Origin of the sequence: Streptococcus viridans (assembly GCF_900636365.1) — a bacterium.
Lineage (GTDB): Bacteria > Bacillota > Bacilli > Lactobacillales > Streptococcaceae > Streptococcus > Streptococcus viridans_A.
On the sequence record NZ_LR134266.1, the window covers coordinates 1,464,649 to 1,479,384 of the forward strand.

General features: G+C 41.5%; 14 protein-coding genes and 1 riboswitch. Of the genes, 3 read left to right on the forward strand and 11 right to left on the reverse strand.

Annotated features, from left to right (window positions below; translation table 11 throughout):
- Positions 1–34 precede the first annotated feature (34 nt).
- The 3 genes from EL081_RS07625 to EL081_RS07635 form a co-directional block, all read right to left on the reverse strand.
- Positions 35–1,384 carry a hemolysin family protein gene (locus EL081_RS07625; RefSeq protein ID WP_126404682.1) on the reverse strand — a complete coding sequence of 450 codons (1,350 nt, stop codon included), beginning with the start codon at positions 1,382–1,384 and terminating at the stop codon, positions 35–37.
- 104 nt (positions 1,385–1,488) lie between these two features.
- The gene (locus EL081_RS07630; RefSeq protein ID WP_126404683.1) at positions 1,489–2,970 is read right to left on the reverse strand and encodes a M protein trans-acting positive regulator PRD domain-containing protein; all 1,482 of its coding nucleotides are present in this window, start codon (positions 2,968–2,970) and stop codon (positions 1,489–1,491) included.
- A gap of 157 nt (positions 2,971–3,127) precedes the next feature.
- Positions 3,128–4,255 carry an AI-2E family transporter gene (locus EL081_RS07635; protein ID WP_126404684.1) on the reverse strand — a complete coding sequence of 376 codons (1,128 nt, stop codon included), beginning with the start codon at positions 4,253–4,255 and terminating at the stop codon, positions 3,128–3,130.
- A 56-nt stretch (positions 4,256–4,311) separates the two neighbouring features.
- Here EL081_RS07635 and EL081_RS07640 point away from each other — a divergent pair, with 56 nt between their 5' ends.
- Positions 4,312–5,115, forward strand: a complete 804-nt coding sequence (locus tag EL081_RS07640; protein WP_126404685.1) for an ABC transporter ATP-binding protein — start codon at positions 4,312–4,314, stop codon at positions 5,113–5,115.
- A gap of 83 nt (positions 5,116–5,198) precedes the next feature.
- Here the strand turns inward: EL081_RS07640 and EL081_RS07645 are convergent, their stop codons facing one another.
- From EL081_RS07645 to EL081_RS07680, 8 genes are all read right to left on the reverse strand, one after another.
- Entirely contained in the window at positions 5,199–7,253 is a 2,055-nt protein-coding gene (locus EL081_RS07645; RefSeq protein WP_126404686.1) for a cation:proton antiporter, read from the reverse strand.
- A gap of 3 nt (positions 7,254–7,256) precedes the next feature.
- Positions 7,257–7,520 carry a hypothetical protein gene (locus EL081_RS07650; protein ID WP_126404687.1) on the reverse strand — a complete coding sequence of 88 codons (264 nt, stop codon included), beginning with the start codon at positions 7,518–7,520 and terminating at the stop codon, positions 7,257–7,259.
- Positions 7,513–8,070 (reverse strand): tRNA (mnm(5)s(2)U34)-methyltransferase, encoded by a 558-nt coding sequence (locus EL081_RS07655; RefSeq protein WP_126404688.1) that lies wholly within the window; start codon positions 8,068–8,070, stop codon positions 7,513–7,515. The genes EL081_RS07650 and EL081_RS07655 overlap by 8 nt, the downstream gene beginning before the upstream one ends.
- Before the next feature lies 1 nt (position 8,071).
- Complete coding sequence (locus EL081_RS07660; RefSeq protein WP_126405067.1) at positions 8,072–9,013, reverse strand: TIGR01212 family radical SAM protein; 942 nt, start codon at positions 9,011–9,013, stop codon at positions 8,072–8,074.
- Positions 9,014–9,036: 23 nt separating this feature from the next.
- A complete protein-coding gene (locus EL081_RS07665; protein ID WP_126404689.1) occupies positions 9,037–9,348 on the reverse strand; it encodes an MGMT family protein in 312 nt (103 codons plus the stop codon).
- 3 nt (positions 9,349–9,351) lie between these two features.
- Positions 9,352–10,002: a phosphatase PAP2 family protein gene (locus tag EL081_RS07670; protein ID WP_126404690.1), complete on the reverse strand. Its 651-nt coding sequence runs from the start codon at positions 10,000–10,002 to the stop codon at positions 9,352–9,354.
- Positions 9,992–10,549 (reverse strand): ECF transporter S component, encoded by a 558-nt coding sequence (locus tag EL081_RS07675; protein ID WP_006595795.1) that lies wholly within the window; start codon positions 10,547–10,549, stop codon positions 9,992–9,994. Before EL081_RS07675 ends, EL081_RS07670 begins: the two co-directional genes overlap by 11 nt.
- 216 nt (positions 10,550–10,765) lie before the next feature.
- A riboswitch (FMN riboswitch) is annotated at positions 10,766–10,983 on the reverse strand.
- Between the two features lie 86 nt (positions 10,984–11,069).
- Entirely contained in the window at positions 11,070–11,612 is a 543-nt protein-coding gene (locus EL081_RS07680) for a tRNA (cytidine(34)-2'-O)-methyltransferase (RefSeq protein ID WP_126404691.1), read from the reverse strand.
- A gap of 300 nt (positions 11,613–11,912) precedes the next feature.
- Between EL081_RS07680 and trkA the strand changes: the two genes are divergently transcribed.
- Positions 11,913–13,268: a Trk system potassium transporter TrkA gene (gene trkA / locus EL081_RS07685; RefSeq protein ID WP_126404692.1), complete on the forward strand. Its 1,356-nt coding sequence runs from the start codon at positions 11,913–11,915 to the stop codon at positions 13,266–13,268.
- Positions 13,269–13,271: 3 nt separating this feature from the next.
- The gene (locus tag EL081_RS07690) at positions 13,272–14,732 is read left to right on the forward strand and encodes a TrkH family potassium uptake protein (protein ID WP_126404693.1); all 1,461 of its coding nucleotides are present in this window, start codon (positions 13,272–13,274) and stop codon (positions 14,730–14,732) included.
- The last annotated feature ends 4 nt before the right edge of the window (positions 14,733–14,736 follow it).

Consider the following 14,736-nt stretch of genomic DNA (forward strand, 5'->3'; position numbering starts at 1 on the left):
AAAAAAATCAGGGAAAATCCCTGATTTGATGTTCTTATTCTTGACCTTTTGTCGCTTGCTCATCTTCATCGACTAGGTCACTGACCTCAACCTTCACCTTGGTAACACGACCATTTTTCACCTTATCGTTTGTAAGGATCAAGTGTTTCTTCATGCTGTCTACTTCAAAACTTAAGCGTTCTTTATGACCTGGAATGCGACCAACCCCAGTTAGGTAGTAGCCTGCAATGGTATCCACATCATCGCTTTCTAACTTCACATCGAAATACTCATTGAAATCATTTAGGGTCACAATCCCCTGAACAATATAGAGGTTAGGCTCAATTTCAAAAACATCATTCTCAGCCTTATCGGTTTCATCATCGATTTCCCCGACGATTTCCTCAAGAAGATCTTCCAAGGTTACCAGACCAGCCATTCCTCCATACTCATCGAGCAAAATGGCCATCTGATTCTGTGTATTCCGAAGCTCCTTTAGGAGATCATCAACAAAGATCGTTTCCGGTACAAAGAGTGGTTCCTGAAGAATCTTGCGAAGAAATATGTTCTCAAAGCCATTCACAAAACCTTCATTAAGCAAGCGTTTGGTATGGATGAGACCAATGACATTGTCCTTGTCGTCATCATAGACAGGGATACGAGAAAAGTTCTGTTTTAAGATACTTTCGATGATTTCTCTGGTATCATCTTGGATATCCACCATAAAGGCATCCGTACGAGGAACCATTAGCTCACGCGCCATCAGCTCATCTAGCGAAAAGACTCCTTGCAACATTTCAATCTCGTCAGCATCCAGACTCGTTTCACTCTTAGCCAGCATATAGGCAATCTCATCTCGTGACATCTCTTCGTCTGCATCATCGAATTGCATTGGTGTCAGACGACTTACCAGATTGGTTGATGCCGATAAGAGCCAGACAAAGGGGCTAACGATTTTCCCTAGTAAAATAACAATTGGAGCCGTCCGAATAGCCAAACTATCTTTTAGATTCATGGCAATACGCTTCGGATATAACTCACCAAATACAATCGAAATATAAGTCAGAAAAGCCAGTGAGAGGAAACTAGCCATCGCACGCGCTGTCTCCGTATTTCCCATCCAAGAAGCTATGACTTTCCCAAGATCATTGGCTAGGCTTGCCCCAGACAAGATGGTAATCAAGGTAATGCCGACTTGAATCGTAGACAAAAAGTGGTTTGGATTTTCCAATACCTTTAAGAGGCGAATGTATTTTTTATCGCCCTCTTCAGCCTTCTGTTCCACCCGAGAGCGATTCAGCGATACCATCGACATCTCAGTTGCAGAGAAAAAAGCATTTAATAAGGTCAATACAAATAGTAAAACAAATTGCAGTATTAAATCCTGACTGCCAGGGTCTTCCATGGATATTCTCCTCAATGTATAGTAATAATGCCCATTATATCATATTTTTTAAAATGGTGCATAGTCGCAAAAATTTCCCTCCTATAAGAGGAGGGAAGGCTCAGTTATACTCCATAACGTGTAAAATCATAAAAGAGTACATTCAGTTTTTCTACAAGTTCTAAAAGGGTCAAACTACTTGTACAAATAAATTTTTTACCTTTTATATCCGGAATCATAAAGTTGGCAACAATGACATCATATTCGGTGTGCTCTAGTTCATGAAGATTAAAGTCATGCTTGATGACCTGTGAAAACTCAAAGTTATCCGTACAATAGAATTTTAAGAAATCAATCATGGACTTGGCATGGTGGTCATCGTATCGGCTAATGATTAAGACCTTGACAGCTGTCCGTCTCCTTAATAGTTGAGGCAATAGATTTTCCCAATGTGAAAATACGGTATAAATCTGATGCTTGAGGTTTTCAGGATTTTCATGAAAGCCCATCTCTTTGAGATAGTGATACAAACCTGTTTCAACATCCTGATAAAATTTAGGGAAGAGGGTTCGATAATCCTCATTGGTATAGCTCTTGGTATCATAGAGAAGAAATTCACCAAAGATTTCACGCCGCTCCAAATAGGCGGTGTTGTGAATATGCATAATCATCTCTTCATAATTCTCAAGTTCTAAACCATAAGATTCACTCAGGTGATCAAGAAATTGAGAGGCTAAAATATAGGATTTTTTTGTAACAGCATCTTCCTCAGTGGAGTCAATCAGATCCTGTGGGGTAAAATAGAAGCGTTTCTGTAGGAAGATAATAAAGAGCTGTTCTATGATTTCTTCGTTAAATTCTACACCCAGCTGCAAACCAAAATAACGAAGCATCTCATTGATTTTTGGGAGCTCTTGATAGAGATAGGCGTATTGTTCAAAATTATTGGCCCCTTCAATTCGATACCCTTGCTTAATCCGGTAAAGGTAGACCGTCAGCATAATTTTATAAGAATGGAAGATCGAATAAGTCAGTGGGATTTCTGTCAGTTTATAGAAGAAGGTGATGAAATCAATAATGACTTGCTCTCTGATATCTGGAAATGGCCACTCTAAATAATAATACCGCTCTGCAAAATACTGGGAATAGAAAAAGCGAATATCAACTTCGTCCCCCACGACATTTAGAGGATTCAAGGTGATTCGTATATTGTACTTTTCCTGAATAATTTGGTTGATATTTCGAATCAAGCGATAAAATGATTGTTGGCTGAGATTATACCGTCTACAAATTAAGTCACTGGAAACGTCCTTATGGAAGAACAAGTATTCCAAGAGGGAGAAAGCTGTAGATTCTTTAAAGAAGTGATGGTAGACCACCTCAATCCCAATCGAATCGTCATAACTAATCTTAATACCATTTGTCGAAGACTCAATCAAAAACTCATTAAAGACCGTTCGTAAATTTGAAAGATCCTCCTTCAATGACCGTTCTGTACAATCTAACATTTCAGCGAGTTCCTTCAAATGAAACCAGCGCTTCTCTCGAATTAATGTTTCTAGCAAACGCATTTGGCGTCGCTGCTTTTTGGAAAGCAATTCTATCATCTTATAGAAACTCCTCGATTTTGTATCATTACTAATTCATTATAACATATTTTCTAAAAGGAAAGGTAAAAGTTTACGATTCAAGAACTTATCCTAGTCTTTCATGTTATATAAACAAAAAAAGGAATGGTTGTCCATTCCCTTTGTATTTATTCTACTAGGATTTATTGATAATCCCAAATTCTTCCTGCTTGCGCTGCTTCTGTGTCTTTTTATGACTTTCATACAAGGCTGCGAGGAATTTTACAATCTCTTTACCAATCGAATAAACCGGAATCGCTACAATCATTCCAATTACACCATAGATGTTACTGGATAAGAGCAAGAGGACCATGATCGTAATGGGATGCACCTTCATTACGCCTCCGACAATCCGTGGATAAAGGATGTTTCCATCGATTTGTTGAACAATCAACATGAAGATGACTGCTTTAACCATCATATTGAAATCGGTAAAAGCATAAGTGACCACCATAGGAATCAAGCCGATCGTCGGTCCAATATAAGGAATGAGATTGGCCAAGGCTGAAAAAATCGCAAAGACCAAGGCATACTTCAAACCGATAAAACTGTATCCAATAAAGGCTAGAGTTCCAATAATCAAGGCATCAATAGAAATTCCACTAATATAGCGAGAAACCGTTTGGTTGAGGCTCACTAAGAGAGAGGTAATATTCCGTCGGTCATTCTTCAGGATGGTCCGCTCCAACATCGGAAGTAACTTCTTCCCATCTATCAAGAAATAAACCAAGAAAATTGGGGTCATGACGAGAATAAAGAGCGTATTGACAATTGTCGATACCACACTACCCAGACTATTGGTCACACTATTCAAGATATTCTGTAGAATATCTACATAAGATAGGTTTAGTTGCTGAATGGTCGATTGGATATTGATACTCTGAAAGGCTGGATTCTTAGATAACTTCGTTACAAAACTTTGCACTTCCCAATACAAACCTTGGGTTGAATTAATCAAGCTTGTCAACTGATTGATCAAAATAGGCAAGATATAAACAATCCCATAAATAATCAATCCAAAAAGGGTTACCAAGGTTAATAGAATGCCCAAAATTCGATTCAGATGAAATTTCTTTTCCAAAAATTCTACGATTGGGTTGGTGATATAATACAAGAAACCAGCAATTAAAAATGGAAGAATAATGGTATTCAGAACAGATACAAATGGAGAAATGAGACTTCCCATACTTCCCCAAATATAGAATATAATCGTTAATATTAGGACTTCACAGGTCCAGAAAAATAATTTACTTTTATGAAACATCCCTTTCCTCCTATCTGCTATTTTATCATATTTATGGTAAAATAGAGAATATTTTTATGAAGGTTAAAAAGATGAAAGATAGCTTAATTGAACTGAAAGACGTCACTCTCAGAAAAGAAGGGAAAAATCTCCTTTCACGTTTGAATTGGACCGTCAATAAGGGGGAAACCTGGGCCATCCTTGGACTAAATGGTGCTGGCAAATCAACCCTACTTCGTCTCTTAATGGCGGAATATTGGAAAACGGAAGGAGAGGTTTCCGTTCTCGGGACACAATTTGGACAAGGGGGCATTCCTGAGCTCCGCAAGCGAATCGGAGTGGTCAGCTCCTTTATTTCTGAGCGTATTCCTGAATCTCTTTCTCCGGAAGAAATCGTCCTCACTGGGAAATACAAGAGTAGCATTCTCTATACAACTTATGGAGAGAAAGAACTCGATGAAGCACGATCCATGTTGCGTCGCATCGGTGCTGCTTCTTTAATCGGGCGAAAATACCGGACTCTCTCTCAAGGGGAAAAACAGACGATTCTTATCGCCCGCAGTCTCATGGAAGAACCCGATCTTCTTATCTTTGACGAAGCCTCAAGTGGGCTCGACTTGTTTGCTCGGGAAGCGATTTTTCAACTGATCCACCAGATCAAACAGATGGAAAAGGCACCGACCATTCTCTTTGTCACCCACCATGCAGAGGAAATCACCAAGTCCTTTAGCCATGTTCTTCTCCTCAAAGACGGACAAAGTTTTGCTCAAGGATCTAAGAAGGAAATCCTCACCCAAGCAACTCTATCAGACTTTTATGGAGGACAAGTCCAGCTAATTCCAATCGGAGAGGACCGCTATTACATTCAACCAGACCAGTAATCAATAGTCTGCTAAGATACAAAACAAAGAGATTGGGACAAGCGTCACCAATCTCTTTTCTTCTATTTAGCTGAAAAGCATTTTCATCGATTTCGAGCGTAATTGATCATGTCATAAGGAAGAGTATTGGCACTTTCTCTTAAGGAATAGTTTTCCAATTCGTTGACATTTTGCCGCATGCGACGCGCATACTTGGCCGAAATCAAATGCTGTTCCTCATATTCAAAAATGAGTTTTCTCTCCAGGTAATAACCTCTTAGCATCTCATCAATATTATTGGGCTTGATCCGATTGATAACCCGCTCTACAAAGGCTCCACTGGTAATCAAAGACGTTTCACGCAAGCGTGATTCTTGAAGGAAAGAAACCAAGCTACTGCGATAAACCCCTTTTAGGTTTTCCAAACTCTCGATAATAATTTCTGTATTGGCCAAATACAAGGCAGCAATCTGGTCATAGTCAATGGCTTCGAGCTTGTAATTCTCTCCGTTTTTCCATGCCCGAATACCTGATCCAAAGGTCACAAGCTCGTGCAAAAGCAGTCGGAGCAAGCGGAAGAGTACCAAGAAATAATAGGTCAGGCGGGATGACAGATTGCGGTTGACCTTCTGCTCCATGGATCGAAGATAACGTTGATAGACATGGTAACTTCTATCTCGAATCTTTCCTTCTTCATAAGCCTGTTCCAAACCATCATTCTCGATACTAAGAATAAGGAGTTTCAGTTGTTCCCAGTCTCTTTGAGTCGCCTTATCCTCCTGACTGAGAATCATATTTTCTATCCGCCCATGATAATTATCAATCGCCGCATACAAAGGACCCTTCTGCTTGGTCACCGTCAACTCTTTTTCCAATAGCATGACGACATCGTTCAAGATAGCAATGTGCATCAAATGATCATTGGATTCCTCTTTGTCTTCGGAGAGCTTCGGTAGGATGAGAAGGCCGAGTAAGAAACTACACAAAGTGACCCCTGCTACTAAAAACAAGAGAACAGGATATTCTGCTTCTAAATGCGTTGGTATCAAGAGAATGGTCGCAATAGACACCGTTCCTTTGACCCCTGAAAAGGTCAATAAGAGGGCATCTTTCAGATACTTGTCAATGGATTTTTTCAATTGGAAACCCCTGTACCAGTAAAATCCATACACCATCAAAAAGCGAATGAGGAACAAGAGTCCCGTCAATAAGAGAACTGTCACAATCAAGAGCAGATTGTTGTAAAAGGGAGTCCTAAGAATTGGCTCAGAAATCATCTCTAGCTCCATCCCCAAGAGGACAAAGACAGAACCGTTGAGGACAAAATTGACTGTATTCCAAACCGTATGCGTGACCGTATCGACTTTGGCTTCTAGTAGGGTAATTTTCTTAAACCGGTTAGCCTTTAGAATTCCAGCCACGACCACCGCAATAATCCCCGACACATGGATCTCTTCTGCGATAAAGAAGGTTAACAAAGGAAGACTCAATTCTAAAATGAGTTCACTGGCAATATCTGTTGCCCGAACACTGAGCAGTAGTTTTTGAAGCCCACGGTTGATAGCTGCTGTCACAATCCCTACCGCAAAACCGCCTAAAATGGAGATAGCCAAGTCCCAACTAGCTTGGCCCAAGGAAAATACTCCAGTGGTCCATGCAGCCAGTGCCACACGAAAGGCGACCAAGCCTGAAGCATCGTTGAGCAAGCCCTCTCCTTTTAGAATGTTGGAGATTCGTTTTGGAAAGGAAAAGCGTTCCGATAGAGAGGCAAAGGCCACTAAATCTGTCGGACCGAGCGCTGCCCCAACTGCCATACAAGCAGCCAAAGGAATTCCCATCCACATGAGATGAGCCATCCAGCCCAAGCTAAGGGTCGAAATAAAAATGACTGGGAAGATTAAAAAGGCAATGATGCGCCAGTGCTTCAAAATCGAGGTAATGTCTGCTTCTTCTGCTTCTCGAAAGAGTAATGGTCCAATAACCAAGGCCAAAAAGAGTTCGGTATCTAAGTGATACTCCGAATTGGGTAAGAGAAAGCCAATCCCAATCCCAAGGACGATCTGGATCAAGGGGAGGGACAAGGTCGGAATCAACTTATTGGTCGCATTGGAGACAATCAGGATCAGGGAAAAGACAATGGCATAGACAAGAATCTCCATCCCTTATCCTCCTGATCGTTGGTTACAACAGTCCTCAAAGAGTTGCTTTTGTTCTTGGATCTTTTGATCAATCTTTGTCAGATCCTTGTGCTCAATTTTCTTCTGGCAACGTTCCATTTCAAGAGAGACCAGCTTCTTCTTGATTTTGATCATCTTTTTGCTCATCCGTGCTTCATCCAAAAAACCGACTGCACGTTCATGAGAGGTGGACTCCACAAAATTGTGGCGAAGATCTTCAATTTTATTTTTTAAAAATTCTTTATCCATGGCGATAACTTTCTAATTTTTCAATCATGACTAAAAATGGGGGATGATTGATTTGGTTCAGAATCCGGTAACTAGTGACCGTAAATTCTTGTTGAGGAAGTTGGGAGACAAAATATAAAACCGCGTCCTTCTCTATATCTCCACCTTCATGACCATAATAGATCATAATGGCAATCCGCCCACCCTTGACCAAGCAGTGACATAACTTATCAATTGCTTGAATCGTTGTTCTGGGCTGGGTAATAATCGACTTATCTGCTGAAGGAAGATAGCCTAAGTTGAAGATAGCTGCCTTGACCTGGTCGACATAACTATCTACTTCTTCATGCCCCTTTAAAATAAGGTGGGCGTTGAAAAGGCCAGCTTCTTCCAAACGCTTCTGCGTATGGACTAAGGCCTGCTCTTGGATATCAAATGCATAGACTTCTTTGGCTAGTTTAGCCAAGAAAAGGGTATCATGGCCATTGCCCATGGTCGCATCAACGACGGTATCTTGATCTGTAATGACTTCCCTAAGAAAATCATGGGCCATTTCTAATGGTCGCAACATGCTACTCCTCCAATTTTCCTACTTTACAGCCTTGAACACTTCCTCGACGACGCATTTCTGTTTCAATGGCATTCAGTACTTCCCACTTATTGAGACTCCACATCGGTCCTATCAGCATTTCGCGTGGAGCATCTCCTGTAATCCGGTGGATGACGATCTCCTTAGGAATGATCTCCAGTTGGTCACAGATGACCGACACGTATTCCTCCTGACTCAACAATTGCAATCGCCCTTCATGGTAGTCTCGCTGCATCCGGGTATTGGTCATGAGATGGAGCAGGTGCAATTTAATGCCATGAATTTCATTGTCCGTCACACAACGACGGACATTTTCTACCATCATCTCATGCGTCTCCCCTGGCAGACCGTTAATCAAATGCGAAACAATCTCTGCCTTAGGAACCTGTTGGCGAATCCGCTTCACCGTTTCTACATAGAGCTCATAACTATGAGCCCGGTTGATCAGTTCAGAAGTTGCTTCATAAGTCGTCTGCAAGCCCAGCTCAATGGTCACATGCATGCGCTCTGTCAATTCTGCTAGATAGGCTAAAGTTTCATCTGGCAAGCAGTCTGGCCGTGTCCCGATGTTTATCCCTACGACACCTGGCTCATTGATGGCTTGCTCATAGCGCTCCCGAATGACATCAACAGCTTCATGGGTATTGGTGAAATTTTGAAAATAGACCAAATACTTTTTGACATCCGGCCATTTACGGTGCATAAAGTCAATTTCTTTATAGAACTGATCCCGAATAGGGGCATCTGGCGCTACGATGGCATCCCCAGAACCAGAAACTGTACAAAAAGTACAGCCCCCACGAGCAACTGTTCCATCACGGTTGGGACAGTCAAATCCCGCATCAATCGGGACTTTGAAGGTCTTTTCTCCAAATAAAGTTCGATAATAATCATTTAAGGTCGAATAGGATTTCATACCCCTCATTATAGCAAAAAAGCAAAGTGAACTCAAAGTTGAGTCTCCTCTGCTTTCCATTTGTATTTCTTAAGATCGACACAGCCATTCTTTTTCCGTTCTACCCCTTCTGCCCAGAGAAGCGTGCCTTGCTCTTCCCAATCAGGAGCCAAGCGACCAGTAGACGTCACGACCCGATGACAAGGATAGGCTACATCTTTTGTAGAAGTTGCCAAGACCTTGCCGACCTGGCGGGCGTGGCGAGGATAGCCAATAAGTTGGGCAATTTGACCATAAGTGGCCACACATCCCAGGGGAATCTGAGCAACGACCCTTAGGACCTTTTCTTCAAATAAATCGTTCATGCTTTACTTCTGCTTACTCTTAAAGCGCCATTCAAAACGCAAACGGTCGTAATAAGGAAAGACCATTTGTAAAAGACCGAATCCCAAAAGCATACTTCCTGTTACGTCTGTCGGGTAATGAACCCCAACGTAGACACGAGATACAACAATGGTTACCATACAAAGGAAGAGGGCAATCTGAGCCAGGACTTTTCCGACTTGAGAGGTCATGCGTTGTCCTACAATAATAATCAAACCACCAAATACGAGGGTGGCTGCTAAAGAGTGACCACTCGGAAAAGAATAGCCACCCTCTTGTACCAAGTGTTGAAGTGCTGGACGTGGGCGCAGATAGATGTGTTTCAGAATCACCACGAGTAATCCAGTTGTGACTAAACTCCCAATGAGGAGGAAGGCCTCCGTATACCATTTCTTCCAGACAAAGAAGAGGACAATGACGCCAACCCAGGATACGACAACTGGTGTGTTCATCAGCACTGTCACACGGGTAAAGAAGGCAGTCAAATAGGCTGGTAAGTCCCCGCGAATAGCCGATTGAATCGGTTGATCGATTCCGACTAAATTTTCCGGATAAAATTTGACTACATAACCCAGAATCATAAATAACAAAAGGGCAAAAGAGCCCTTTAGAAAATGAGATTGTTTATTTTTCATAGATTTTAAGTAGGGGCTGTACGACGGTGTATACCATCCAGAAGGTAACAGCCCAAATCAGTCCTTCTATTAGATTAAAGGGAACAACCATACTGAGAAGATACTTTTCAACTCCGACCATCTTCGCTATATCAAATCCAACAAATTTAGCATAGAGAGGGATGGCATAATAATAATTAACTAGGAGCATGGAAAGGGTTAAACCAATGGTCCCAACCAGACTAGCTATCACAAACCGTGCTAGAGTTTTTTTCTTATTCCAAATGACTGCAAATGCTAAGACAAAGACTAAGACAGCAATTATGTTAACTGGTAAGCCTACCAAGGTCTCAGCTCCTCGACCATTCAGAACCAACTTGAGAACCGATCGAATCAAAATCACCACAACTGAGCTCTTCAAATCTAACAGAACTAAGGCGAGTAAGATTGGAATCGTACTAAAGTCAACCTTTAAAAAATCAATCCCTATTGATAGTTGATAAAACATCAATAGAAAAGAAAGTGCAGATAAAACAGCCACTAGGGTCAGTTTTCGAGTATTTGTCATCACAGGTTCCTCCAATTTTTACTAAAATTAGAAGAAGTTGGAAAGATTCCCTTACCCTTATTCTATTTCAATCGTTTTAAAGAAAACTTAAACAGTTCCTTAATACTTGACGAAAAAAGCCTTGATGCTACAAGAAAAAAGTGCAAAGACTAATTTCTTATACAATCAACAAAATTTCCATCAAGTCCATCGTCAATAAGAACAGGTTTGTTCCTCTCTCGTCTTCTCCCATCCAGACTATACTGTCGGTTGTGGAATCGCACCACATCAGCTTGCGCTCGCGGACTTCTTTTACGAAGATATTTTGGATTAATCTAGGCGTTGCAGTCGAAGATAATACTACCGTATATCGAGACAAGACAACGACGAGTAAGCCAAAATAGCTAGTAAAAGTCACCGCCGGTCGGGAATTACACCCTGCCCTGAAGACCCCTTAATCATAACAAAAAACACCTGCTATTGCAAGTGTTTTGTAATATCAAAAGTTACAACAAGTGGACTTTTGTAAAGAGCATTTGCTCTACTTCAACTTATCTCCATCATACTGATGGACCAGCTCTAAGCCTGCAAACTCCTGTTGTCTGAGGGCTTCATAGACAATCATACAAACGGTATTGGAGACATTCAAGCTTCGAACATGTTCATCATTCATCGGAATCCGAATTGCCTTTTCAGCATGGAGCCGCATAAAATCCTCTGGTAAGCCTTTGTCCTCACGACCAAAGATGAAATAATGTTCTAAATTATCATTATAATTTACATTCGAATAGGTCTGATCAGCAAATTTTGAAACCAGGTGGACCTTTCCTCCAGTTGCAACCTCCATAAACTCATCCAAGCTGTCGTAAAAGCGAACATCCAACTTATCCCAATAATCCAGTCCCGCACGTTTCATCTTCCGATCATCGATAGGAAAAGCCATGGGCCGAATGATGTGAAGGGGGGCATTGGTAGCTGCACAAGTACGAGCAATGTTCCCTGTGTTTTGGGGAATTTGAGGTTGATAGAGAACTACATGGTTTTTTGATTTGGTTTCTGTATAAGCTAATTCTTCAATATTCATCACGATCTCATTTCTGGCAAAAAAATAGCCACACTGCCCGGAGTCAAGCTCAGCAAACAGCGTGGTTACGACTTCATTAACTTAACTCACAACAGGTTTGAGGTAAATCAATGAGGTTACTGTATCAGTATACCACTTTCATGCCTCCTGTCAACTATTTCGACAAAAAAATTTCACTTTTTTACATTCTCTTTCATGTAGTTTAGAGAATCTGCCCCTTTATGCCCTATCTCCACTATTAAGAGGTGATTTTTTTTTGAAAATAGAGTAAGATAGAATCATACTTTGGAGGAAATATTCATGAAAATTATTGTAGTTGGAGGCGGTAAAGTCGGAACAGCACTCTGTCGTTCCCTCGTCGCAGAAAATCACGATGTCATCTTGATCGAACAAGATGAAGCCGTTGTTAATCATATTACCAAACGCTACGATATCATTGGTATTGTTGGAAATGGTGCCAACTTTAAGATTCTCGAACAAGCAGATGTAGCCGACTGTGACATCTTTGTCGCCCTAACAGAGCAAGACGAAGTCAACATGGTTTCTGCCGTCTTAGCCAAAAAAATGGGAGCCAAAGAAACCATTGTCCGGGTCCGCAATCCGGAATACTCAAATTCTTATTTTAAAGAAAAAAATATTCTCGGCTTCTCTCTAGTTGTCAATCCTGAGCTTCTTGCTGCTCGCTACATTGCTAATAGCATTGACTTCCCAAATGCCTTATCTGTTGAGCACTTCGCTGGTGGGCGAGTAGCCTTCATGGAGTTCAAAATCAAGGAGGAAAGCCCACTCTGCCAGATGACTCTTTCTCAATTCAGAAAGAAATACGGAAACATCATTATCTGTGCTATCGAACGGCAAGGTCAATTAACGATTCCAGATGGCGACTTCACTTTACAAGCCTTTGATAAAATATTCATGACTGGAAATCGAGTGGAAATTGTGAGTTTTCACAATAGCATTCGACCGCAAGTTGTTAAAAGTCTGCTTCTGATTGGAGCTGGCAAGATTTCCTACTATCTCCTAAATATTTTGGAAAATAGCAAACGGAAGATTGACTTAAAAGTCATTGAAATCGATCAAAAACGGGCAGAATGGTTTAGTCAAGAATTCCCGGATCTTTATGTTATCCAGGGAGATGGGACATCAAAAGATATTCTAATGGAAGAGCGCGCAGGTAACTTTGATGCCGTGGCGACTCTAACAGGGGTCGATGAAGAAAACATTATCGCTTCTATGTTCCTAAATAGCATAGGTGTTCAAAAGAATATTACCAAGGTCAACCGGACTAGCCTACTGGAAATTATTGATCGGCAAGATTTTTCAAGTATTGTGACACCTAAAGGAATTGCGGTGGACACCATCATGCACTTCATTCGTGGTCGCTATAATGCCCGCTATTCAAATCTTGAAGCCTTGCACCACGTCGCCAACGGTCAAATCGAGACCCTTCAATTCCAGATTCGCGAAGAAAACAAAATGACGGGCAAACCTTTGGCACAACTGAAATTGAAAAAAGGTGTTCTCATCGCAGCCATTATTCGAAACGGGAAAGCTATTTTCCCAACTGGAGATGACCATCTTTTGATAGGGGATCGCATTATCGTTACTACCCTAATCAGCAACATCACTAAAATCTATGATTTGTTAGAGGGGTAAGCCATGAACAAAAGTATGATTCGCTACCTTTTAGCAAAACTCCTTCTGATTGAAGCCATGTTACTCTGTGTGCCGATTGTGGTTGCACTTCTCAATCTAAAGAACGATTTTGTTGTCAAGGATAGCCCGACTGTCTTTATCTCCCTATTTGCAACCATTGCCATCCTCCTTGTATTGGGAGGCATTGGTTCCTTTTTCAAACCCAAAGATTTTCACATCTATGCCAAGGAAGGCGTTCTGATTGTGGCTTTATGTTGGATCCTCTGGTCCTTCTTTGGTGCTCTTCCTTTTGTCTTTTCAGGACAAATCCCAAACATCATTGATGCATTTTTCGAAGTTAGCTCTGGTTTTACGACTACAGGGGCAACCATTTTAAATGATGTCTCCGTCCTCAGTCCTTCCCTTCTTTTCTGGCGTAGTTTCACCCACTTAATCGGAGGGATGGGGGTGCTGGTCTTTGCCCTAGCTATTATGGACAACAATAAGAACAGCCACCTCGAAGTGATGAAAGCAGAAGTGCCTGGTCCCGTATTTGGTAAAATTGTATCCAAATTGAAGAACACAGCTCAAATCCTTTATTACCTCTATTTAGCCCTCTTCTTCCTCTTTGTCGTAATCTACTTCTGTGCTGGCATGCCTCTTTATGATAGCTTTATCATTGCTATGGGGACTGCTGGTACTGGTGGGTTCACCGTCTTCAATGACGGGATTGCTCACTACCATTCGACGCTCATCACCTATTTGGTCAGCTTTGGAGTCTTGGTCTTTGGGGTCAATTTTAACCTTTATTACTACATCATGCTTCGCAAGTTCAAAGCCTTCTTCGGCGATGAAGAACTTCGCACCTACCTGATGATTGTCGGGGTTTCTTCCCTTATGATTGCCTGCAACATTTTCCATCTCTATCATAATTTTGCAGATAGTTTTGAAATGTCCTTTTTCCAAGTCTCCAATGTCATTACCACAACTGGATTTGGTTTTGGCAATACTGTTGATTGGCCGCTCTTTTCTCAGTTCCTCCTTCTCATGCTCATGGTGGTTGGTGGATCCGCTGGGTCAACGGCTGGGGGACTAAAAGTGATTCGCTGCTTAATTCTAGCTCGGATCGGGAAGAATCAAATTCGTTCGACTCTCTCACCCAATCGGGTGATGACCCTGCATGTGAATGGCACTGCCTTGGATAAAGACACCCAGCACAAAATCTTAAAATATTTCGTAGTCTATACCTTGATTACGATCGCCCTCATTGCGGTTGTCAGCTTTGACAGCAACAATTTTATGACGGTTGTCAGTGCAGTCTTTAGTTGCTTTAACAATATCGGACCGATGATTGGGACAACGGATACCTTCGCTATCTTTAGCCCCATCTCTAAATTCTTACTATCAATTGCCATGATTGCAGGACGGTTAGAAATCTACCCGATGTTACTGCTCTTTATGCCTCGCACTTGGTCCGATCGCTAAAAAC